The 24,121-nt window shown below is 70.1% G+C and carries 8 protein-coding genes, 1 tRNA gene and 3 pseudogenes; 7 read left to right on the top strand and 5 right to left on the bottom strand.

The window, feature by feature from the left end:
- Positions 1-362 precede the first annotated feature (362 nt).
- The 5 genes from topA to ADL29_RS06405 all read left to right on the top strand — a co-directional run bounded on the left by topA (position 363) and on the right by ADL29_RS06405 (position 10,530).
- On the top strand, positions 363-3,206 hold the full coding sequence (topA, locus tag ADL29_RS06425; protein ID WP_053922755.1) for a type I DNA topoisomerase: 2,844 nt from the start codon (positions 363-365) through the stop codon (positions 3,204-3,206).
- Positions 3,207-3,343: 137 nt separating this feature from the next.
- Complete coding sequence (tmk, locus tag ADL29_RS06420) at positions 3,344-6,544, top strand: dTMP kinase (RefSeq protein WP_078970790.1); 3,201 nt, start codon at positions 3,344-3,346, stop codon at positions 6,542-6,544.
- A 228-nt stretch (positions 6,545-6,772) separates the two neighbouring features.
- Positions 6,773-8,023 carry a DNA polymerase III subunit delta' gene (locus tag ADL29_RS06415; protein ID WP_053922753.1) on the top strand — a complete coding sequence of 417 codons (1,251 nt, stop codon included), beginning with the start codon at positions 6,773-6,775 and terminating at the stop codon, positions 8,021-8,023.
- Between the two features lie 731 nt (positions 8,024-8,754).
- Positions 8,755-10,374: an alpha/beta hydrolase gene (locus tag ADL29_RS06410; RefSeq protein ID WP_053922752.1), complete on the top strand. Its 1,620-nt coding sequence runs from the start codon at positions 8,755-8,757 to the stop codon at positions 10,372-10,374.
- 82 nt (positions 10,375-10,456) lie between these two features.
- Positions 10,457-10,530: transfer RNA gene (locus ADL29_RS06405), tRNA-Thr, on the top strand.
- A 128-nt stretch (positions 10,531-10,658) separates the two neighbouring features.
- Here the strand turns inward: ADL29_RS06405 and ADL29_RS06400 are convergent.
- Positions 10,659-11,051, bottom strand: a pseudogene (locus ADL29_RS06400) (tyrosine-type recombinase/integrase); the annotation flags it as partial.
- 2 nt (positions 11,052-11,053) lie between these two features.
- Here ADL29_RS06400 and ADL29_RS44945 point away from each other — a divergent pair.
- Both ADL29_RS44945 and ADL29_RS46485 read left to right on the top strand, forming a co-directional pair.
- A pseudogene (locus ADL29_RS44945) lies at positions 11,054-11,428 on the top strand (mobilization protein); the annotation flags it as partial.
- Positions 11,429-11,430: 2 nt separating this feature from the next.
- Positions 11,431-12,078, top strand: a pseudogene (locus tag ADL29_RS46485) (ATP-binding protein).
- 126 nt (positions 12,079-12,204) lie between these two features.
- Here ADL29_RS46485 and drmB read toward each other — a convergent pair.
- From drmB to ADL29_RS06375, 4 genes are read right to left on the bottom strand one after another with little or no spacing between them, the layout of a single operon-like run.
- The gene (drmB, locus tag ADL29_RS06390) at positions 12,205-14,070 is read right to left on the bottom strand and encodes a DUF1998 domain-containing protein (protein WP_053922750.1); all 1,866 of its coding nucleotides are present in this window, start codon (positions 14,068-14,070) and stop codon (positions 12,205-12,207) included.
- Positions 14,067-17,324, bottom strand: a complete 3,258-nt coding sequence (locus ADL29_RS06385) for a helicase-related protein (protein ID WP_053922749.1) — start codon at positions 17,322-17,324, stop codon at positions 14,067-14,069. Before ADL29_RS06385 ends, drmB begins: the two co-directional genes overlap by 4 nt.
- Positions 17,321-19,222 carry a UvrD-helicase domain-containing protein gene (locus ADL29_RS06380; protein WP_053922748.1) on the bottom strand — a complete coding sequence of 634 codons (1,902 nt, stop codon included), beginning with the start codon at positions 19,220-19,222 and terminating at the stop codon, positions 17,321-17,323. The genes ADL29_RS06385 and ADL29_RS06380 overlap by 4 nt, the downstream gene beginning before the upstream one ends.
- On the bottom strand, positions 19,219-23,982 hold the full coding sequence (locus tag ADL29_RS06375; RefSeq protein WP_053922747.1) for a sacsin N-terminal ATP-binding-like domain-containing protein: 4,764 nt from the start codon (positions 23,980-23,982) through the stop codon (positions 19,219-19,221). The genes ADL29_RS06380 and ADL29_RS06375 overlap by 4 nt, the downstream gene beginning before the upstream one ends.
- Between the last annotated feature and the right edge of the window lie 139 nt (positions 23,983-24,121).

Raw genomic sequence — 24,121 nt, 5'->3', positions numbered from 1 at the left:
ACCGCCTCGTGACACCCCGGGCGGGACCGGGCCCGATCGGACGGCGGCCGTCGTGGGGATCGTCACTGTGTGAGATCGCCGGTGGCGGGAGTATGGCGCCCGGCGCGGGATCGGGGCAGGGTACGGACGGGGCGCAGTCCTGGTGCTGAAGATCGTCAAGGCGCCGTGCGGAGGGCCCCGTGCGGTCCGGGGCGGCAGGAAGACATGTAGTCGGGTTACCGTTCGAGTGGCGTTGCGGGGTTTTTCCGTTTGACACGGGGGCGGGAGGTACCGTCACACTCCGCAGCGTCAAGCGTCACCGCAGTGGCCCCCGGCGTCCGGCCGGGGGGCATTTCCAGCGTCGACCGGAGAGAAGAGCGAAGTTGTCCGCGACCAGCGAGACCACAGAGGGCGGCGGCCGCCGACTCGTCATCGTCGAGTCGCCTGCCAAGGCGAAGACGATCAAGGGCTACCTGGGCCCTGGCTACGTGGTCGAGGCCAGTGTCGGGCACATCCGCGACCTTCCCAACGGCGCGGCGGAGGTCCCGGCGAAGTACAAGGGCGAGCCGTGGGCCCGCCTCGGCGTGAATGTCGACGCCGACTTCCAGCCGATCTACGTGGTCAACAGTGACAAGAAGGACCAGGTCAAGAAGCTCAAGCAGCTGCTGGCCGAGTCCGACGAACTCTTCCTCGCCACCGATGAGGACCGCGAGGGCGAGGCCATCGCCTGGCATCTCCAGGAGATCCTCAAGCCCAAGGTCCCGGTCCACCGGATGGTCTTCCACGAGATCACCAAGGACGCGATCCGCGAGGCCGTCGCCAATCCGCGCGATCTGAACCAGAAGCTGGTCGACGCCCAGGAGACCCGCCGGATCCTCGACCGCCTCTACGGCTACGAGGTCTCGCCGGTCCTGTGGAAGAAGGTCATGCCGCGGCTGTCGGCCGGCCGGGTGCAGTCGGTGGCGACCCGTCTCGTCGTCGAGCGGGAGCGCGAGCGCATCGCCTTCCGCTCCGCCGAGTACTGGGACCTGACCGGCACCTTCGCCACCGGCCGTACCGGTGACGCCAGCGACCCGTCCACGCTGACCGCGCGCCTGAACACCGTCGACGGCCGCCGTGTCGCACAGGGCCGCGACTTCGGCCCCAACGGGCAGCTGAAGAACAACGACGTCCTCCACCTGGACGAGGCCAACGCCCGTGCGCTCGCCGCAGCCCTGGAGAACACCGACTTCGCGGTCCGCTCGGTCGAGTCCAAGCCGTACCGCCGTTCGCCGTACGCCCCGTTCCGTACGACCACCCTCCAGCAGGAGGCCAGCCGCAAGCTCGGCTTCGGCGCCAAGGCCACGATGCAGGTGGCGCAGAAGCTGTACGAAAACGGCTACATCACCTATATGCGTACGGACTCCACCACGCTCTCGGACACCGCGGTCGCCGCGGCCCGGGCGCAGGTGACGCATCTGTACGGCGCGAACTACCTGCCGGACAAGCCGCGTACGTACGCGGGCAAGGTCAAGAACGCCCAGGAGGCGCACGAGGCGATCCGCCCCTCCGGGGACCGCTTCCGTACGCCCGCCGAGACCGGGCTGACCGGCGACCAGTTCAAGCTCTACGAGCTGATCTGGAAGCGGACCGTGGCCTCCCAGATGAAGGACGCCACGGGGAACTCCGTCACCGTCAAGATCGGCGGCCGGGCCGCGGACGGGCGGGACGCCGAGTTCAGCGCGTCCGGCAAGACCATCACCTTCCACGGCTTCCTCAAGGCCTATGTCGAGGGCGCCGACGACCCGAACGCCGAGCTGGACGACCGCGAGCGCCGGCTGCCGCAGGTCGCCGAGGGCGATGCGCTGGCCGCGCGGGAGATCACCGCCGACGGGCACGCCACCAAGCCGCCCGCCCGCTACACCGAGGCCACGCTGGTCAAGGAGCTGGAAGAGCGCGAGATCGGCCGCCCGTCGACGTATGCGTCGATCATCGGCACGATCCTCGACCGCGGCTATGTCTTCAAGAAGGGCACCGCGCTGGTCCCCTCCTTCCTGTCGTTCGCCGTGGTCAACCTCCTGGAGAAGCACTTCGGCCGACTGGTCGACTACGACTTCACCGCCAAGATGGAGGACGACCTCGACCGCATCGCACGCGGTGAGGCGCAGGCCGTGCCGTGGCTGCGCCGCTTCTACTTCGGCGAGGGCGAAGGTGCCGGGGGCGCCGCGGAGGCCGGCAACGGCGACGGCGACCACCTCGGCGGGCTCAAGGAACTGGTCGAGGACCTGGGTGCGATCGACGCCCGGGAGATCTCGTCCTTCTCCGTCAGCGACGACATCAAGCTGCGGGTCGGCCGCTATGGCCCCTACGTCGAGCGCGGGGAGAAGGGCGAAGAGGGCCATCAGCGGGCCGATGTGCCCGACGATCTCGCGCCCGACGAGCTGACCGTGGAGTACGCGGAGGAGCTGCTGGCCAAGCCGAGCGGCGACTTCGTGCTGGGCGTCGACCCGCACAGCGGCAACGAGATCGTCGCCAAGGACGGCCGCTACGGTCCCTACGTCACCGAGATCCTGCCCGAGGGCACCCCCAAGACCGGCAAGAACGCCGTCAAGCCGCGCACCGCCTCGCTCTTCAAGTCGATGTCCCTGGACACCGTCACCCTCGAGGACGCGCTCAGGCTGATGTCGCTGCCGCGCGTCGTCGGCGCGGACGCCGAGGGCGTGGAGATCACCGCGCAGAACGGCCGCTACGGCCCGTACCTCAAGAAGGGCACGGACTCGCGCTCCCTGGAGAGCGAGGACCAGATCTTCAACATCACGCTGGACGAGGCTCTCGCGATCTACGCACAGCCCAAGCAGCGCGGGCGGGCCGCCGCCAAGCCGCCGCTGAAGGAGCTGGGCACGGACCCGGTCAGCGGTAAGCCGGTGGTGGTCAAGGACGGCCGGTTCGGTGCGTACGTCACCGACGGCGAGACCAATGCGACGCTGCGGCGGGACGACGACGTCGAAACGATCACGCCCGAGCGCGGCTACGAGCTGCTGGCGGAGAAGCGCGCCAAGGGGCCGGCGAAGAAGACCGCCAAGAAGGCTCCGGCGAAGAAGACGGCGGCGAAGAAGACCACCGCCAAGAAGACCGCGGCGAAGAAGACGACCGCGGCCAAGAAGACGACCACGGCGAAGAAGACGACCGCCAAGAAGGCCACCGCGAAGACCGCGGCGGCCAAGAAGACGGCGTCGGCCGAGGACTGAGCGGTCACCGGCCGTCGCGGGCCGGTGCCGGTGATCCGACGGGACAAGGGCGGGCAAGGCGGACTCAGGTCCGTCGGGCCCGCCTGTTTGTTCGGGCGGGCGCTCGGCAGTGCGTACCGTCCCGATAGGCTGGCAGGATGACGCGAGCCGAGCAGCCAACGGTCGTGACCCCCACTTCAGACGCACTGGCCGCGGATTCCCGCGAGCGTGCCGTACGGGCCCTGCTGCGCTTCCCTCCGCTGAAGCGACTGTGGAGCGCCCAGTTTGTCGGGGGCATCGGCGATGCCCTGTCCATGCTTGTCCTGGTGCTTCTCACCCTGCAGGCGGCGCTGTACGTACCGGTGGGCGGCGAGGCCGTCTTCGGCGGCGGCTATCGTGGCGCCGCCCTTGCGGTCACCGCGGTCTTCGCGGCCCGGATGCTTGCCACCTTGCTCTTCGGGGCCGTCCTGCTGGGGCCGCTGTCCGCACTGACCTCGCCCTCGGGACCGCTGGACCGGCGCTGGACGATGATCGGCGCGGACGGCCTGCGGCTGGCGCTGCTGGTCGTCGCGCCCCTGTGGATCGACTGGACGCCCGCCGACGCGGCGGCCTGGCTGCTGGTCACGGTCTTCGTCACCGGCGTCGCCGAGCGCTTCTGGACCGTCGCCCGGGAGAGCGCGGCGCCCGCCCTGCTGCCCGCCCCGCCGCCGGAGGGCGCCGCCGTACGGCCGCTGCCCGACAACATGGACGCGCTGCGCCGCCTCTCGCTGCGGACCGGCTTCATCGCGCTGCCCATCGCGGCCGCCACCCTGGTGGTCGTCACCCTCATCAGCAAGCTTCTGGGCACCGGCGTCGAGTGGTTCCACGTGCACCAGGCGGCCCTCGGCTCCTATGTGGCGGCCGGGCTGTTCGCCGCGTCCGTCTCGATCCTCTACTTCATCGAACTTCCCGGCGCGCAGACGCCTCGCCCGCGCTCACCGCTGGAGGGGCTGCGCCGTCCCAAGAACGCCGGATCGGGCGCCGACAAGGGCCGGACGGGCGCGATCCCGCTGCTGGTGCTCGCCTGCGCCGCCGTCTCCGCCGCGATCTCCGCGGCCGTCTCGCTGGCCGTGCTGCACGCCTTCGACCTGAGCGCCGGCCCGGCCGCCTTCGCGCTTCTGGTGCTCGCGCTGACCGGCGGTACGGCCGCCGGGATCCGCGGCGTCCACAAGGTGCTGCCCGCCCTCTCCCGGCGGCGGCTGCTGGCCCTGGCGGTGGCCGTCACCGGGCTAGCGCTGCTGGCCATGGGGCTGGTCCCGGACACGACGACGGTGCTGCTGCTCGGGCTGCTCGCCGGGGTCGGCGCCGGTGTCGCGGCCAACACCGGGCATGTGCTGCTGGAGCAGGAGGTCGAGGAGTTCCGTACGGCTCGTACGACCGAGCATCTGCACGCCGTCGTCCGGCTCGTGGTCGCGCTGGCCGCGATCGTCGCGCCGCTGCTGGCCGCGGCCATCGGCCCGCACCGCTTCGACAACGGCAGCTTCGCGTTCGCGCACGGCGGCGCCGCCTTCACCCTGATGCTGGTCGGCGCGCTGCTGCTGCCGGTCGCCGCCTGGGTGCTGGCCAAGGCCGACGACCGGCAGGGCGTACCGCTGCGGCGCGATCTGCGCGACGCGCTGCGCGGCGGTGACCCGGACCAGACGCCCGCCGCCACCGGCTTCTTCATCGCCCTGGAGGGCGGCGACGGCGCCGGGAAGTCCACCCAGGTCGAGGCGCTGGCCGACTGGATCCGTGCCAAGGGCCATGAGGTCGTGGTGACCCGTGAGCCGGGCGCCACCGCCATCGGCAAGCGGCTGCGCTCGATCATCCTGGACGTGTCCACCTCCGGTCTCTCCGACCGGGCCGAGGCGCTGATGTTCGCCGCCGACCGCGCCGAGCACGTCGACAGCGTGATCCGGCCCGCCCTGGAACGCGGCGCCATCGTCATCACCGACCGCTACATCGACTCCTCCGTCGCCTACCAGGGCGCCGGGCGCAACCTCGCCCCGACCGCGATCGCCCGGATCAACCGCTGGGCGACGGGCGGCCTGGTCCCGCACCTCACCGTTCTTCTGGATGTCTCGCCGGAGACCGCCCGCGAGCGCTTCACCGAGGCACCGGACCGGATGGAGTCCGAGCCCGCCGAGTTCCACGAGCGGGTCCGGGCCGGGTTCCTGACCCTGGCCGCCGCCGACCCGGCGCGCTATCTCGTCGTCGATGCGGGGCAGGAGCCGGAGGCCGTCACCACGGTCGTACGGCACCGCCTCGACCAGGTCCTGCCGCTGTCCGAGGCCGAGGTCAAGGCCCAGGCCGAGGCCCGTAAGGCGGCCGAGGAAGAGGCCCGGCGCAGGGCCAAGGAGGAGGCCGCCCGCAAGGCCGAGGAGGCGCGGCTGGAGCGCGAGCGCCAGGAGCAGCTCGCCAAGCTGCGCGCCGAGGAGGAGGAGCGCAAGCGCCAGGAGGAAGAAACCGCCAGGGCCCGCGAGGCCGCCCGCCAGGCGGAGGAGGCCCGGAAGCGCGCGGAGGAGGCCCGTCAGGCGGCGGAAGAGGAGCGTCAGCGCCGCGAGGCCGAGGAGCGGGCCCGGCAGGCCGAGCAGGAGCGGCTGCGCAAGCGTGCCGAGGAGGAGGCGCGGCTGCGCCGGGAGGCCGAGGAGCGCCGCCTGGAGAAGCAGCGCAAGGCCGAGGAGGCCCTGCTCCGCGCCGAGCAGGCCCGGGTCGAGGCGGCCGAGGCGGCTGCCGCGGCGGAGGCCAAGGCTGCGGCGGAGGCTGCCGAGGCTGCGGATGCGCCGACCAAGGAGACGCCGGTCGCGGATCTGCGGAAGCGGTACGTGGAGGACACCGGCACGGGCTCCGCCGCGGCTCCCGGATCGCCGGAGGGCGCCTCCGATGTTTCACGTGAAACGGTGGGTCGCGATGCCGACACCGAGCGTACGGAGGCGCTGCCGCGGCCCGGTACGCCGCGCGGGGCGGCGGACGAGACCGCGGTGCTGCCGCAGTACGGCGCCGGGCCGGACGCCGAGGAGACCACCGTGCTGCCGCCGGTACGGGACGGGGGCGACCCCGCCGACCGTGTGCCGCCGTGGATGTTCCGCAAGGAGGAGCCGAACGCCGAGGCACGGCAGCAGTCCGGCCCCGCCGAGACGGGCCCCGAGCGCACCCGCGAACTCCCCCAGATCGACCCGGCCACCGGCCGGCCCGTGGATCCGCAGCGCAGCCGCCCCCGCCCGGAATGGGCGGAGGAGACCCCGCTGGACGATCTGCCGACGCTGGCCGACGAACTCCTCGGCCTTCACCCGGACGAGGACACGGACGGCGACGGCGGACGAGGCCGCCGGCGCGGTTGAGCCCTCACCCCGTACGACAACGGCCGTGGCCGCAGCGGAGTTGCTGCGGCCACGGCCGTTTTCCGGTGCGGCGGGGCCGGACCCGGGCCCGCATCCGGTCCGGGACGCGATTGCCGGCCCCGTTTGTCAGTGGGGTGGACGAGAATGGGGCACGCCGGGGGATGGCATCAGGATGCATACGGCGGCACGGCAGTACACGCGATACGGACAGGAACGGCGGGCAGCGCGATGGCGGTATGGGACGACGTGGTCGGCCAGGACCGGGTGACCGAGCAGCTCGCCGCGGCCGCGCGCGACGCCGACGCCATCGTGACCGCAGATGACGCGGCGGGTAAGGCCGCCGAGGCCCCGCTCGGCGAACCGGCGCCCCCCGGGCAGCGCGGCGCCTCCCAGATGACGCACGCCTGGCTGTTCACGGGCCCGCCCGGATCGGGCCGGGCCACCGCCGCCCGCGCGTTCGCCGCCGCGCTGCAGTGCGTCAGCCCGGACCGCGCGCTCGGTGGCGCCCCCGGCTGCGGATTCTGCGACGGCTGCCACACCACCCTGGTCGGCACGCACGCCGACGTCGAGATCGTCCGTACGGACCTGCTCTCCATCGGCGTCAAGGAGACCCGTGACCTGGTCCGCCGCGCCTCCCTCTCGCCGGCCGGCGGCCGCTGGCAGGTGATCGTCCTGGAGGACGCCGACCGCCTCACCGAAGGCGCCGGCAACGTCCTCCTCAAGGCCGTGGAGGAACCGGCCCCCCGTACGGTCTGGCTGCTCTGCGCCCCCTCCATCGAGGACGTCCTGCCCACCATCCGCTCCCGCTGCCGCCACCTCTCCCTGACCACGCCGCCGGTCGACGCCGTCGCCGATGTGCTGGTCCGCCGCGACGGCATCGAGCCGGAGGCCGCCGCCCGCGCTGCCCGCGCCACCCAGGGCCACATCGGCCGGGCCCGCCGCCTCGCCACCGACGAACGCGCCCGCGCCCGCCGGGCCGCCGTCCTCAAGCTCCCCCTCCGCATCGACGACATCGGCGGCTGCCTCAAGGCCGCCCAGGAGCTGATCGACGCCGCGGGCGAGGACGCCAAGCAGGTCGCCGAGGAGGTCGACGCCAAGGAGACCGAGGAACTGCGCGCCGCCCTCGGAGCCGCGGCCGGAACCGGCGGCCGGCTGCCCCGTGGCACGGCCGGCGCGATGAAGGAACTCCAGGACAAGCAGAAGCGCCGCGCCACCCGTACCCAGCGCGACAGCCTCGACCTGGCCCTGGTCGACCTCACCGGCTTCTACCGCGACGTCCTCGCCCTCCAGATGGGCGCATCCGTCCCCGTGGCCAACGACGAGGTCCGCGACAGCATCCAGCGCATCGCCACCACCTCGACCCCCGAACGCACCCTGCGCCGTATAGAAGCCGTCATCGCCTGCCGCGAGGCCCTGGACCGCAATGTGGCCCCCCTCCTCGCCGTGGAAGCGATGACGGCCGCGCTGCGGGCCGGCTGAGCAGCACCGGGCCCGCGAACACCGGAACCGTCCGCCGAGAGGAGCCGCGCACGACGTACCGCCATCCGTCGCACCGAAGCCCGGGAGCGAGCGAGGGCCCGGGGCGGTTGTGAGATCGGGGGCAGCCGAAGGAGTCTGCGGACCTTGCGGGACGGCCGGAGGAATCCGGGGTATGCCTCGGGACAGCCGGCAGACCCTTCACCATGACACCTCCGGCTCGACACCTCCGGAACGACCTGGGGACCTGGGGACCTGGGGAACGCATGGGGCCGGCGGGGAGGGCCCAAGGAAGCCCGGGATGCCCCGGGAGGACCCGGCAATCCTGCGACAGGGCAGGGGCCGGGCCGCAGACACCGCGGCCACCGGACCCCGAGGACCGCCGGGAGAAACCGGGAGGAGCCGGAAACGTGCTGCGGGGCAATCGGGCCGCGGGGCCGGAAACGGCCGAACGGCCGAGAACACCACGGGCCGGAAACGGCCGAGAACAACGGGAACGGCCCGGAACGGCCCGGACCAGAGCGCACATACAGTCCCGCCCCGGATACGCTCCGTTCAACATCGAATTCGCGCCACCGCCACCGCAGCCACCGTCAACGGCCACCGCCGCCACCGCAGCCAACGGTGCGGACCCCTACCGCGCACTCCGCCCCACTCCACCCCGCCCCACCGAACCAGGCAACGAACCCGAACAGGGACCGCACCAGGGACCGAGACCGAGGGACCGATCGCCCATGGCCACCAGCCGCCACAGCCGCCGTCTGCTCCGTACCACCACCGCTGCCGTCTTCGCTGCCACCGCTCTGCTTGTCTCGGGCTGCTCACCGGGCGGCGGCCAGGCCGCTCCGGATGCGGCGGCGTCCCCGGGCCGCGCGCACGACGCCGGTGCCGAGCACGCCACCCCCGACGACGCCTCGTCCGTCCTCGCACCCCTCCCGCCCGGCATCCCGGCCAAGCTCCGCCCGTACTACGACCAGAAGCTCAGCTGGCACGCATGCGGGGTGTCCGGGTTCGAGTGCGCCACGATGAAGGCGCCCCTGGACTACGGGAAGCCCGGCACCGGGACCGACATCAAGCTCGCCGTGGCCCGCAAGAAGGCCACCGGCCCCGGTGCCCGCATCGGCTCCCTCATGGTCAACCCGGGCGGCCCCGGCGGATCGGCGATCGACTACCTCCAGCAGTACGCGCCCCAGCCCGCGGCCGTCCGCGCGCGCTACGACATGGTGGCGATGGACCCCCGGGGCGTGGCCCGGAGCTCACCGGTCCAGTGCCTCTCCAACAAGCAGATGGACCGCTTCACCCAGACCGACCAGACCCCCGACTCCGCCGCCGAGGTCAACACGCTCACCACCGCCTACCGCGACTTCTCCAAGGGCTGCGAAGCGCGCTCCGGCAAACTGCTCGGGCACGTCTCCACCATCGAGGCGGCCCGCGACATGGACATGCTGCGGGCCCTCCTGGGCGACAAGAAACTGACCTATGTGGGCGCCTCGTACGGCACCTTCCTCGGCGCCACGTACGCCGGGCTCTACCCCGGCCGCACCGGCCGCCTGGTTCTCGACGGCGCCATGGACCCGGCGCTCGACTCCCGTACCGTCAACATCAACCAGACCGCCGGCTTCAACACCGCCTTCACCGCCTTCGCCACCGACTGCATCAAGCGCAAGGACTGCCCCCTCGGCAACAAGAGCGCCGAGGACGCCGGCCGTAATCTCTCCGCCTTCTTCAAGAAGCTGGACGCCCACCCCGTCGCGACCGGCGAGGCCCGCAAGCTGACCGAGTCCCTGGCCACCACGGGCGTGATCGCCGCCATGTACGACGAGGGGTCCTGGCCCACCCTGCGCCAGTACCTCGCCCAGGCCCAGAAGGGCAACGGCCGCGGTCTGCTCACCCTCTCCGACAGCTACTACGAGCGCGACGCCGCAGGCCGCTACGCCAACCAGATGTACGCCAACCCGGCCGTCAACTGCCTCGACCTCCCGCCCGCCTTCACCACCGCCGGCCAGGTCCGCGCCGCCGCCCCCGCCTTCCGCAAGGCCTCCCCGGTCTTCGGCGAAGCCTTCGCCTGGGCCGCCCTGAACTGCGCCTACTGGCCGGTCAAGCCCACCGCCGACGCCCACCGCATCGAGGCCAAGGGCGCCGCCCCCATCGTCGTCGTAGGCACCACCCGCGACCCCGCCACCCCCTACACCTGGGCCAAGAGCCTCGCCCGCCAGCTCTCCAGCGCCACCCTCCTCACCTACGAGGGCGACGGCCACACCGCCTACGGCCGCGGCAGCGACTGCATCGACACCGCCATCAACACCTACCTCCTCGAGGGCACCGCCCCACCCAAAAACAAGCGCTGCACCTGACCCCCACCCCGCCGCTCCTGACCAGCCCCTAAACCCGTGCCGAAGCACCCCCTGGCAATGTGTAGACTGGGCCGCGCACCACGCCGCCTTAGCTCAGTTGGCCAGAGCAACGCACTCGTAATGCGTAGGTCTCGGGTTCGAATCCCGAAGGCGGCTCAGGAAAACCCCAGGTCACACAGTCCGTGACCTGGGGTTTTGTCTTGCTCGGGACATGGCGGGGCGCACGGCCGGGGTGCCGTGGGATGGATTGCGTGAGCGATGCGTGAGCGGAGCGGTCTAGTGACCTACTTTTTGAGCTTCTTCCGCTTGGCCTTCTCGCCGGTCTTCTTCTTGCCTTCGGCCCGGGCCTTCTTGGCGCGCTTGGCTTCCTTCCGGGCCTTCCTCGCCTTGCGAGCGGCCTCTTCCGCCTCCGCTTTCCGCGGGAGCGGGACCAGCTTGGCGGTGGCTTCGGCGGCGTCCTTGGTGACCTGCGGGAAGACGCTCTGGTAGATGTCCCGCGTGATCCGGGTGTCGCTGTGCCCAAGGGTGTCGGAGACGACCTTGACGTCGCCGCCAGCGGCGAGCATGAGCGTAGCCGCGCCATGGCGGAGATCATGCAGTCGGATCGGCGGGAGGCCGGAGTTGGCGACGAGCTGTTCGAAGAGGTCGGTGACCTTGCCGGGGCGCGGCCAGGAGCCTGGATGCCACCGCCCGCGAGGTCCTGCGCCAGCGAGTGCGCCGCGCGGTCGCCGCCACAGCCGACGAGACCGACTTCTTCGCCGTGCTTGAGGCCACCGGCGTGGCCGTGCGCCTCCAGCACGGCCCCTCTGGAGACGCGCTCGGCTGCAACTTCGCCCTGCCCGGCGACACCAACGACAAGGGCGGGCCGGTGTTCTACGCGGGCTCCACCCTTGCCACCACCAGCCCCGAACCGGTCGCCGTCCGGCCGGGCAACCCGTGGCACCTCTCTCACAGCGACGACCGCACGGCACAAGGCCAGCTGGTCGCACACGGCGCCACACTCGACCTGCTGCCCGTCACCGCACCGGCCGCGCTCAGGGGCAGCCGGCCGAGACGATGGTGGACCTGCTGTTCCGGGACGAGTTCCTCAACCACCGTGGCCTGGTCGAGTTCATGGACGTCTACTGGCGACTGGTCACCGAGGTCGCCGATGCCTGCGGGAGGGAGGCCGCCTGGCGGGTGGCTCAACTCTGTGTCAGCGAACTCGTGTCCAACGTGATCACTCACGTCGGCAGGGGCACTCCGGCGACGCCGGCCGTTTCCATGAGCGGCACTCGCCTTCGTATCGAGGTCCACGATCCGGACGCAAGAGCCTTACCGGTTCTCGTCGAGGCTACCGATGATGCCGAGACGGGTCGCGGCATGGCAATCGTCGCCGCCCACTCGGACCGGTGGGGCGTTCAGCTTCTGGCCGAGCGCAAGGTCACCTGGGGGAACTCACGACCAGTCTGAGCACCCCGCACGGTCACAGCCGGAACGTGCATGTCTCAAGGGCCAAAAACGTCATCGGTTTCTTACGAAGTGCGGCGGCCTGTACGTCCGGCCGCGTCGAACAGGTTGATGACAACCGTCGCTGAGACGACTGCGGCCGAGGCCATCGCTGACCTCCTTCATTGACTCCAAGTGCACGGCCATGACGCGGACGAGGTCCTCGACCGGGCCCAGTTGCGGTTCGAGGCGGACGCAGAGCGTATTGCGAAGTGAGCGACTTGACGCTCCGGGCTGCGCTCTCCCGACCTTCGGAGCCGTTGCGGCAGCTTCTCCGGCTCCGAAGGTCGGGAGAGCGGCACGTGACGGATCACCCTCGGTGCCATGGCGGATGATTCGACGTCACTGCCCCAGGACGCCCTCGAAGTACCCCAGTCGAGGGTCGTCGGGGGTACCGACGAGCAGGGCGCGGTCGAGCAGGATGTTGTTGTGCTCGCAACTCGTCTCCGGCAGCATCACGCAGGCGTGGCAGGCCGCCAGGTTGATCCCGCCGGCACCGGACGCCTCGGTCTCCATACAGAGCGGGTCCGAGGAACACCACTCGGCACGGCGGACGGCCGAACGCACCGTACGACCGAGGGCCTCTGGTTCACCTTGGGCGACCAGACCACCCAGGCTGCCCGCCGAGTCGCTCGTCGCCGTGTAGACGAGTACCCCGGCCATGTCGTCGGCGGCGTACAGGCGCTCGCGCAGGGCCGCGGCCGGGTAACCCGCCTCCAGACTCCACTCGTTGATGAGGACGTGGGCCAGCGTGTGCAGCAGCACCATGCGAGGGGTTGCGGGGGAGGGTACGGCCCTGCTCGGGTCATCGGCCCGCTGGTCGAGCACCCGCTGGTGGGCGGTACGCATCCGCTCGACCCGGGCTGCCACCGCCACGCTCTTTTCCCAGGCGCCGAGTCGGTCCTCGTCCAATCGGAGGAAGACTCCCTCGCCCCGCACCTCCATGGCCGGGAGCCAGTTCAGGGGACGTTCCGACAGCTGCATCTCCGTGGAGTCGATCGTCGACTCGGCGTCGACGAGCCGGGTGAACGCCTTCAGGGCGCGCACCTCGCGAAGCTTCTTGACCAGCATCGGCCCGGTGACGCCGAGCGGGTCGAGCACGCTCTGGTCGCCCAGCGGGGCCTCACAGACGAACTGCTCGTCGCGGGAGTGCTCGCTCTCATCGTTGCCAGCGCGGAGACGCTCGTACTCCTTGTTGCGCAGCGCGCGGTAGCGGTGGTCGAAGGTGGGGGCCGTCTCGCTGTCGGGGTCCTCCTCGCGCTCCGCGTCGAGGAGTGCCATCACCTCGTCCAGCGCTACTGGACACTTTCCCTTGAAAGCACCTTTGAGATAGATCTCGACTTGCTCGCGTGCGTCGTACTCACGGAGCGCTGCCCAGTGTTCGGCGAGCGGATCCGAGCGGCCGTCGCTCCACGGCGGGATGGAGAGCGCCGACTTCAGCACCGGCTGCCACAATGCCGACGAACCTCGCTGAAGTGTGCGCAGAGGGAGTCCGCACTCCTGAGCGGGGACGGACGAACCGAGCCACGGGCGGGTTCCTTGACACTTGAGGCCCAGGTCCTTGAGCGCGCTCCTGCGGAAGGAACCCTCCATCGAGACCTCGGGAGCCTGCCCACAGGCGCAGGAGACGAGAATGGAGCGGAGCGACGATGTGCGCCCGGACGTGCGCATCTTGAGCTTCCCACCGCACTGTGCCGCCCTCGTGGCACCACGGTCCGTGGAGCGGTGCACCCACTGCCAGTACGGGAACTCGCCCAGGTGTCCGGCCTCGCAGGCGACCACGAAACGGGAGGGGACCAGGTCGACCTCGCACGTGCCGCAGACGCTTCGCCCGGTGGGCGGGTTGAAGTCGCGGTGCCGTTGCAGGTCGTTGCACTCGGGGCAGGAGTGCATCAAGGGGAATCGTCGGACCCGGAGACCGTCCTTGCTGGTGTCGTCGGAAGCGGGCGGCAACCGGAAGTAGTCGACGTCGAGCACTCGGGCCAGGCGCCGTTCGTAGACCCGCGGGGACTCGTCACGGCTCCAGCTCTGCTCGGCCTCGTCGAGTCCCGAGACGATGAAGGACTCGTGGTCGACGGCGATGAGCGAACCGACGCCGTACGTGGTGATCGCCTGGGCGCGGCGGACCGCACCGCGCCGCGGAAGCTTGTGGGCGGGCGCGGCGCCGTTCGCGCCGGTCCGGCGACGGCGGGTGGGGGGTGGGGTCATCGGGTTCCCTCCATGAACAGGGCGGTCTCGGCGTCGACGTCGCGCAGGCTCCACAACGTGGACCATGCCTCGGCGTCCTGTGACTCGTCGTCGTACGCCTTCAGGAGCGAAGGGGTACGACTGCCCCTCTGAGGCTCGAACAGCAGGCCGTTGTGGATGTCGGCCTCGGCGCACCACCATTCGACGAACTCGTCGAAGGCCTGCGACACGGCTCCGGTCTCCTCCCTGGTGACCGCCTCCACGCGCCCCAGGAGGATGGACTTGATACGCCCCCGGAGCACGTGTTCGTACGACTCGACCTGGCCGGCGCCCTCATTGGGTCGAGCGGCCGGGATCATGATGCGGGCGAGGGCGACGATCACCGCGTGCAGGCCCCGGTCGCGGGCCCGGGCGGAGAACGGGGTGATGGAGGTGGACTCGACCTCGCGGTACAGGGCGGAGTGGAAATGCTGGAAGCTCTCGTAGTGGGAACGGTCCCGGGACCGGGTCGAGTTGAGCATGACCGCGACCAGTCCGGGGTGCGCGCGGCCGACCCGACTGGTGGCCTGGATGTACTCGGCGGTCGTCTGCGGCTGGCCCATCACGGCCATGAGACCGAGGCGGTCCACGTCCACGCCGACCGCGATCATGTTGGTGGCCAGGAGGACGTCCACGGTGTCATCGCCGGGCAGCCGCTTCTCGATGCCCTTGAGGCGGGTGGGGATCTCGCTGGCGTCGATACGACTCGTCAGCTCCGAATAGTTGGCGACCGAGCGGACTTCCACCCCCTCGCGCTCGGCAAGCATCTCCAGATAGGCCACCACGTCGTCATGGACCTGGAGTTCGGCCGCGGACAGCAGCCGGAGGCTGTTGAAGTAGCCGACGAGACTCCAGTACGCGTCGCGCACCTCGTCCTCCGTCTTCGCCTGCTGAGCCCGGTGCAACAGGGTGGCGTACGTGCGGATCAGGAGGGTGGACTGGCTGGTGCCGGGGGCCAGGAGGCCGACGTAGCGGCGGCTCGCCTTTTCCTCGCGCGGGGTCTCCACGGCGAACCACGAGTCGCGGGCGTCCAGACCGGCGGGCGGGAACTGCCGCACTTCGCGGGCGAAGAGATGGCGGCCCTGATCGGCGGCGCGACGGATGGTCGCCGTGGAGGCGATCACCTTGGGCCGGTCGGCGAGTGCGTCCACGGCGGTCTCGTAGAGGCCGGCGAGCGTACCCAACGGGCCGGAGATCAAGTGGAGTTCGTCCTGGACGATCAGCTCTGGGGGCGGGGTGCCGCCCTCCGGGGCGTCGTCGCGGTTGAAGAGCGCGGAGGTCGCCGGGCGCCATGGCATCGACGCGAACTTGTCGACGGTGGCGATCACCAGGGTCGGCCGTGCGTCGTACACCGCCTCATCGATCAGATGGACGGGCAGGCCGTCGGTGAAGTCGCAGTCCGCGCCAGTGCATCGGACATGCATCCGCTTGGCTTCCTCGTCGGCTTCGTAGTTCCGTGCGTCGAGGCGGGTCCCGCACCAGGGGCAGGCGTGTAGCTGGACGGGATTCTCGGTGGCGAGGCGCTTGTCGAGATTCCTTCGCAGCTCATCGAGCTTCAGGCCTGCCACGGCCAGCGTGTTGGGGGTGGCCGAACGCCCCACCCACATGCCGACGGAGAACTCCTCATGGCCCAACTCGGGCGTCCGGCGCCGCATGCGCTCCATGGCACAGAGCAGGATCGCCGCGCGCTCGAACTGCTGGAGGGTGAGCAACCGCAGCGTGTAGCGCATGAGGACGGTGACACCGCCACCGCCCGCACCCTTGCGGATCCGACGCAGGAACGACGTGAAGGCGATCAGCCCGAGGTAGGCCTCCGTCTTGCCACCACCGGTGGGGAACCACAGCAGGTCGGAGATCTGCCGGTCGCGGTGCTCGCGGTCGTCGATGCCGGCCAGGCAGAGCAGCACGAACGCGATCTGGAAGGGGCGCCAGTGGCCGGCGGCCGGGTCGGGAGCCCCGACGCGTCCGTCCTTCACCCACTTGCTGCGGGCACGCTGGTCTGCCATGGCGCGGTTCGCGAGACGGAACGCGTGCATGAGATCGGGTTTGGTCCGCAGCAGCTCGATGCCCTCACAGATTCGGTCGAGCGCCTCGCGGCAGGCCGTCACCTGCTCCCGCGCGGGCTTCTCGTGGGGGCCGCCCGTCAGAGCGTCTGCCTCGGCCGACTTGCTGTCGATCCAGTACTCGTAACCCGTGGCGAGTCCTTCCAGAGCGGCCAGGACCTCGGCATCGGACTGCTCGGCCAACCCCAGCATGGACAGCGCCGAACTGTCGATCTCCGGGTTGGAGTCGGTGAGCAGCACCTCCACGCTGGGCACGAACTGACTCCGCACCTCGGGGACGGCGGGCGTTTCGGCTTCGGTCATACCGATCGGCTGCGGAGTCCAGTCCCACTCGGCGGCGCAACCGTGGCCGATCGCGAAGGTCGGGGCGTGGCGGTGCAGCAACCGACTCGTGGCGATCTCCGGGTCATGGCCGGCCGCCGGGGCGGGACGCTCGACGAACGCGGTGGAGCCGTCGGCGGCACGGACCGTCAGACCGCACTGGAACAGGGAGAAGGCGTCCTGGAGATCCCATTCTCCGACCTTCTGAGTGTTGATCAACGTGACCGTGACCGTGACCGTGCCGGTGTTCGGATCGAGACGCCGGACGTTGACGTGCAACGAGGCTTCCGGGGCGAGTTCGATCGTGATCTTCGGATCCGGCTCGGTCACGTCGATGGTCCGGTCAGCGAGGGCGAGTTCCTTGCGCAGCCACCGCTCCCGCTGGTCGGAGGTGGTGCGGGCCTCGGCACGGCGGGCCGGGACGCGCCTGCCATCGGCGTCGGTGGGCTCGTAGACGGCCGCGCGGGCCGAGACCACGATGGAACTGCTTATGGCCGGGCTGACCGCGAAGGTGAGACCTATCGAGGAGGGGCGCCTGTCACCCGAGGCGCCGACCTCCTGCGCGGTGCCGGACTCCTCGACGTCGTCGCGGGTGAGCAGAGGGGCGGCGTCCAGGCCCTGCTGTTCTCCGGCGCCGTCGTCCTGCTGCTCCTTCGCGGCCCTGTCCGCGGCACGCGGATAGAGCACGCCGGTCAGGTACCGGTCGATCGGGGCGTCCTGGGTGAGCACCTCGCCCCGATCGTCCGGCACGGCGTCCTCGGCGGGGCCGAGGAGCTCACGGCGGAGTCCCACGAGGAGTTCCTCGTCCCGGACCCGGTAGTGCTCGGAGTGTCGGCCTGCCACCTGCGTCATGCGTGTTGCTCCTCGTAGTTGTCGGCTCTCCGGTACCGGCCGATGCCGGTGATTCGAGGGACGATCCACACACCTCTCTCCCCGAGACCGGCGTTGGCGCCGGCGGCGGTGCTGCCCGTCACGGTTTCCAGAGTGTCGATCCGCAAGCCGTGGATCTCGTCGGGCCACCAGGGGTCCCAGGCGCGGTTCACCTTCTGCACCTGGAACAACTCCTCGCGAAAGCTCCGCGACGCCTCGCCGATCTCCCGCCCTGCGTGCACCAGGGCGTACGGCGGGCTCTCCGCCTCGCCCATCGGCAGGTCGTGGCGCCTGCGCAGCAGCACCTCCTGGCCGGGACGGACCTGTTCCAGGAGATACACCTGGGTGCCGACGGCGTCGGTCTCCTGACCGGGCGGGTCGTCCCGGCTCACGTCGCCCGGCTCGGCGACGATCCCGTACCTGTCGTACGACCGCCACGATCCGAGGTAGCGTCGGCCGTTGCGTCGATTCCCCGCCCTTCTGAAGAGCGGCAGTTCGGAAGGGGCCACGTGGTACAGGTCCTGGCGGGCACGCGTCATTGCCACGTAGAGCGCGCGGGCCTCGGCGGGCAGGTCCAGCTCGTCCTGGTACCGCTTGTGGAGTTCGGCGAGGGTCGGTGGTGTCAGGACGATCACCCGGTCGAACTCCAGGCCCTTGGCCCTGTGCACCGTCGAGACGACGATGCGGGCCGTCTCCGGGTCGGCCGCCGCGTCGGGGAATCCGCCCTGGGCGACCGTCCGGCGCAACCGATCCAGATCGAGCACACCGCGTCCCGCTCCGCGCGCGGCTCGACGCAGCACCGTCCACAGGGCGGCGTCGGGTTCGTACGGGAATGGGATTTCCGCGAGGAGTGTACGAAACCGGTCCTCGGTGAGGACGTTCGCCTCCGTGCGGCGCAGCAACTCGGCCACCCAGTACGGCACCGGGCGCTCCTCCAACGGGCGCCGCAGCCGGTGATCGATGCTGTGTGCGTGCAGCAGGTCGGAGACCACGAGGGCCTGCTGGTTGTCACGGGTGAGGACGGCGCAAGTGTCGGAGAGGTCCCGCAGGCTGGTCAGGGTGAGCTCATCGTCCAGGCCGCCAATGCCGTTCGCCGGATCCAAGAGGAGGTCGCGCAGTTCGTCGTAGAGCGTCCCCGCCTCGTCCGGATCGCTCAGTTGCTGGAGACGGGGGCCGAGCGCCAGTGCGACTCGGGCCTCGGTGGTCGTGGCCCGGAAGTTCCGGGTGAGATGCAGCTCCACCAAGTCGTCGGGGTAGGAGCAGCGCAGCCAGTCGAAGAACCGACCGGTCTCGTCGGTGCGTTCGCTCAGGTCCTCGATCTGGAAGCCGTACACGGACTGGGCCGCGTCGCCGACGATGGTGAAACCGCAACTGTCCTGGTACCGGTCGAGGAGCGTCTCCACCAACTCGCGGCGCCCACCCAGTAGGTCCTGCACTTCGTCGATCACGACATGGGCGGGCGGGACCGCGTCCCCGATCTCCAGCGCGCCCTTCTCGATGGCGCGGGTCGCAGCGGAGATCCGCTCGGCGAAGCCGACCGCTCCCCACTCGTCGCCCGGATGTGCCTGGAGGAGCACCTCGTAGGCCCACGCGTCGAACGTACGGGCGCGTACTCGGTGGGCTCGTTCCCCGTGCCGCGAGATCCGTTCGCGCAGCTCCCGGGCGGCGGCCCGGGAGAATGTGAGCACCAGGATCTCGGCGGCCTCCAGAGCCTGCTCGGGGTCCTCGTGACCGCACAGCGCGTCGAGCCGGCGTACCAAAGTGTGGGTCTTTCCGGCGCCGGCGCCCGCCGTGACCAGGACACGAGCGTCCCAGGGCTGCTCGACCACGGCCAGTTGCTCTTCGGTGAGCGGGGGGCTGTCCTGGTAGACGTCGGTCACTTCCGGCTCCAGAGGTGCTCGAACTGAGTGAAGGCGAGGTGCGTGTCGAAGTTGGCGATGTTGTCGCTGACGTTGAGGATCAGGCAGCTGTCCTTGCCACCGTTCAGTGGTCCGCGCAGTCCGCGACCGATCATCTGCTGGTACACGTTGGTGCTGTAGACCGGTCGGGCCACGACCACGGCACGAGTGGCCGGAGCGTCGAACCCCTGGGTGAGCACACCGTAGTTGGTGAGGACCCGGATGCGTCCGCTTCGGAAGTTCTCGATGCGATTGCGACGGTCCTGCGTGCTGGTCGTCGAGTCCACGGCGGCGGACGGGACTCCCCGGTCGTTGAGCATCGCTGCCAGGTATTTGGCGTGGTCGACGGAGGTGGCGAAGAGCAACGTCGTCCAGTCGTCCGGCAGTTCCGCCACCGAGTTGACGATGCGTCGACTGCGCGCGTGGTCGTCGGCGAGCCGTTGTTCGGCGGAGCGGGAGAGCATGGCCATGCGATCGGCGTGTGTCTTCTCGTCCCGTGTGAGTTCGATACGACCGCCCTCAAGGGTGCGGTGCTCGACCTGGGCGAGCATCCCCCAGCCCTGGAGGTCGCGATACGGGTCGCCCGACGGGAAGACTCCTTCGTCGAGTCGCCGATTGCCGAAGCGGCCGACCAGGCGGCGGGTCTCCTCTTCGTTGGTGTTCCGGAACGGGGTGGCGGTCAGGCCGAGCAGATGCCGGCCGGTCTCGTACTGGGTGAGTCCCAACTGGCCGAGGATTTCGGTGTACCTCTTGGAGATGGCGGTGTGCGCCTCGTCCACGATCACCAGTGCGGCCTGGCACAGCCAGGTGTACTGGTCGGTGCCCAGACACCGCTCCAGCTTGGCGTCGGTGGCGACCACCAGGTGCGGGTGGTCGACGACGTTCCCGACCTCGTTGGTGCTCCAGAGTCGACTGATCGTCAGTGGCCGTTCGGCGCCGACCTTGCTCCAGACGAACTTCCAGCTCTGGACGGCCTGTTCGCACAACTCTTCGGTCTGTGCGATCCATAGCAGCGGACCCTTGAGGTCACCGACCCGTTTCACCCAGCGGATCACGGCCTCGGCGGTGACCCGGGTCTTGCCGGCGCCGGTCGGTAGCGACAACATGCCGCGCTGGGGCGCCAGTCGGTCGAGCATGGTGGAGATGTTCCGTACCAGGTCCTCCTGGTACTCGTGGAGGCTCGGGAAGTCTCGAGGGCCCTCGACGGTCTCGAACGGAGGCGGAGACGGGGTCCTCGAACCGGCGAACGCGACAGGCAGCCTCAGTTCCGAGACGAACGCGATGGCCGCTGACGAACCTCCGTATGCGACGGGGGCGTTGGGAAAGCGTGCCTGGATGTCCCGGGTATGCTGCTGGAGCACTCCGTCACCGTGCGCGTTGAACGCCATCTGCGCGATCCGGCGCCCGGACGGCTCGACGCCATCGGTCGCCTGTAGTTCGGCCTCCATCAATCCCTCGGGGAGGCCGGTCCGGAGCGCGTCGGCACCGATCAGCAGCTCGATCTTGGCCACCACGTCCGGGGCCTCGCGCACCGCCTTCTGCGCCGCCTTCATCTCGCTGTCCCGAGCCATACGGTCCTGGTGCTCCAGCACCGCAAGGCAACCGGCTGCGCCGAGGCCCAAGCCGAGTTCGCGGTCGATCAGTCGCAGCATCGGCTCGGGGTCCAGAGGAACTCGGACCTTGACGGTGCTGTCCTGGCGAACGGCGTCCAGCGGCGAGGCGTGCGTGCCGTTAGGTGTACGGGTGACCTCTTCCAGTTCGCTGCACCGTTGCACCATGCTGTTCCGGTTCCCGCTGTTCAGACGCTGCCGCAGGGCAGGGAACAGCTCGACCAGCGGCACGGGGTCGCCCTCCGGTACTTCACGCGTCTCCAGGCTGATCACGTCGGCGTAGCGGAGCATGCCCCACTTCTCGATCATCAGCTCGGCGTCGTCGGCGGTCGGTACGAGCAGCGCCGGGAGCTGCTCGGCGCGCAGCGCCTGGTACTGAGCGGCTCCGACGGCGACGGTGATCTCACCGTCGGGCCGGGTTCCCCAGGCGTCGCCGATCCTGCAACGGGTCAGCGAGTCCTCGGGGAAGTCCGCACCGAACCGGGTCAGCATCACGTAGGTTGCGCCCACGAAGGAGTCGTCCTCGCTGCGGGTCACCTCGTCGAGGAGCGTGTCCCATCGGTCGGCGGGAACATCGTCGACGGTGGTCGGGAGTCGCAGCCTGCGGGCCTTCTCAGGAGAGATGTCGGCGACCGGCAGCACGTCCCGGTAGTCGGCGAGCTGGGGTCCGACGGCCTCCTTGAGCGACTTGATCCCCTGGGAGGTGGCGATCGTGCCGAACTTCCTCAGCATCCATCGGATCGGCGAGGGCACGGCCTGTCGGGTGTTGGTCTGTGCGCCGATCTGGCGCGTCCAGTTGTCCACCACGGCGTCGTCGGGCAGCACTTTCAGGAAGGCGGCGCGGGATTCCTCGGAGAGGGCGCGGAAGAGGTGGAGGGGGCCGCCGATCGCGGCGCCCTCGACCTTCATCCGGTTCAGTGCGGGGCGCGGGGCGCGGCTGTCCAGGCCGCGCAGGTAGGCGGCGTGGAGGGCTTCGCGGTACTCCACGAACCACGCTTCGTCCTCCTGGGGGCGGACCCCACCGGACGGCCGTTCCCGCAGGCCGACCTGCGAGAAGAAGGGGGTGTCGTCGGAGTGGAACGCCATGTCGACAGCGATGCTCGGGTCGCGCGTCGCATCGGCCACGACACCCGGCAGCATGCAGTCCTCGACCGGCCGGAACCGACCGTCGGCGGTCCGCACCCGGAGCGTCGAGCGCGGGGTGGGCACCCTCTCCAGGACTTTGTGGGCCAGCCGACGCAACCCCGCCTGACGGAACAGCTCCCAGAACCGCTCCCAGTCCGAGTCGCTGTAGTGGCCGAAGCCCTGATCGAGGACGCTGACGAACCGGCCCTCGACATCGGCCTCCCGGATGCCCAGGACGTTGAGCGCATGAGCCAGCGATGGGTCCTGGGCGAGCTCGTCGACCACGTACACCAGGGCCTCGCGCAGGCCGCCCTGGTCGGCACGGCGGAACACCTTGCCGTGCACGGGTGCGACGAGACCGTGCTCCTCGGTGAGCACGATGTGGGCCTTGCGGGCCTCCTCGGCATAGGGAGAGCGGTTCTCGATCATGTCCGCGAGGATGCGAACGGCCATCGCCGACGCCTCGGGGGTGCCGCTCTCGACCAGAGCCTCCAGCCATTCCCGGACATCGGTCCGCTCATGTCCGGCCGTGCTGATGATGTGCTCGACCTTTCCGGAGCGCAGGGCGTCCGCCTCGGCACTCGGATGAAGCCAGTTCGAGGGGCGCCCGGGGCATTCATGCCACATCCGCAGCCAACTGGACAGTTTTTTCAGGTCCCTGTCGAGGCGCGGGTGGATCCTCAGCGCCGTCGGGATGCGCAGGACGCCGTCCTGGTCGGGCAGCGACGGACGGTCCGCGGTGCGGGCCCAGATCTCCCGGGTCAGGAACTCGTCGGCCCAGCTGATCGCCTCCTTGACTCGGCCGGGCAGCAGGGGGAGATAGGCGGCAGGGTCCTCCTCGGGTGCCAGGGCGGGGAGGGAGTCCACGACCAGCTTCGCCGACACCCGGATCATCTCCTGGTTGAAGGGAGAGGAGTCGAGGAGATTCTGGCGGTCCTCGTTCGTCTTCCAGGCGCCGTTGAGGATGCCGCTCAGCGACATCTCGTACTTGGTCGGGAAGAAGGACCAGAACTTGCCGCGTCCGCGCGATCGCGGGCTGACGTACAGACCGCTCTCCGGGTCCTTCTCCAGGGCGGGGACGCCCCAGGCGAGGTCGAGCGAGAGCCGGTCGTGCAGTTCTCCGGCGTCCGCGCGGGCGCTCGGACCGGGTTCGTGGGTGGTGGTGAACACGCGCCACCGATCGGTGGCGACGGCCTTCCCGGTCCGCTCCTCGACCACGGTGTGCAGGTCGCCGGTCTGCTGGGAAGTCAGTGTCCGACGGGCCATGGGCCGTGGCCGGCGGTCCTCCAGCACGACCTTCGCGACGTGCGGAGAGAAGAGCTGGAAGCCGACCGGGAATTCCTCGCGGGGCTCGCCGTGGTCCTTGGCACGTCCGCCGTGCATGTCCCGGCCCAGCCGGTCATCCGCCTTCGGGAGCAGGGGCAGGCGAACGACGGTGGTGGCCCAGGCCAGCAGCTCGTTCAGGACGTGATCGGAAGCGCGCTCGGCCTGCACGTCCAGAGGTCGGGCCATCCGCAGCACGGGGGCGTCGAAGTCCGGGCCGTAGCGCGCCGTCACGCCGGGCACGGCCCTGATCTGCTCGTACGACCAGGCGCGGGCGAATCCGAAGCTTCCGGTGCTGCTGAAGAATTCCGGTGCGTCGGTCACCACGAGAACCGATTTGACGCCCACCCCGAAGCGCCCGATCTGGCCGCCACGCTTCTTCGACATGCTCATTCGGAGAATTGTCTCCGCGCCTTCCGGGGTCACCGGATTACCCTCGTTTGCGCAGTACAAGTGGGTTTCCGTGAGGACGACATGAACTCGCCCACTCGACGCATCGGCCATTTCATCCGACGCGTTCTGAACGAGCTCGAAAAGCTGACGATCGCCATATCCGCCCTGGGTGATACGGCGTTCGCCATTGGCGTGCTCGGCTACGAGGCCGGGGTCCACGGCGTAAGTCTGCAGGACACGCGAGGACTGTTCGAGAACGGTTTGAACAACCGAAGAGGACGATGACGGCACTGCTTCTACGCTCCTGGGTGTCAAGATCCGGACGAAAGGGCGAACGGCGGGCCGGCCGCCGGCTCGTCGACCGGCCCGTGTTCGTCGTGGCGCTGGGCGGTATTTTCCACAGTGCCTTCGTGAAGCGAAGGGTTCACGG

The organism is Streptomyces chattanoogensis, assembly GCF_001294335.1.
In the GTDB taxonomy this organism is placed as follows: Bacteria; Actinomycetota; Actinomycetes; order Streptomycetales; family Streptomycetaceae; genus Streptomyces; species Streptomyces chattanoogensis.
The sequence above is the reverse complement of the archived record's forward strand: the minus strand, read 5'-3'. Positions and strand labels throughout refer to the sequence as shown.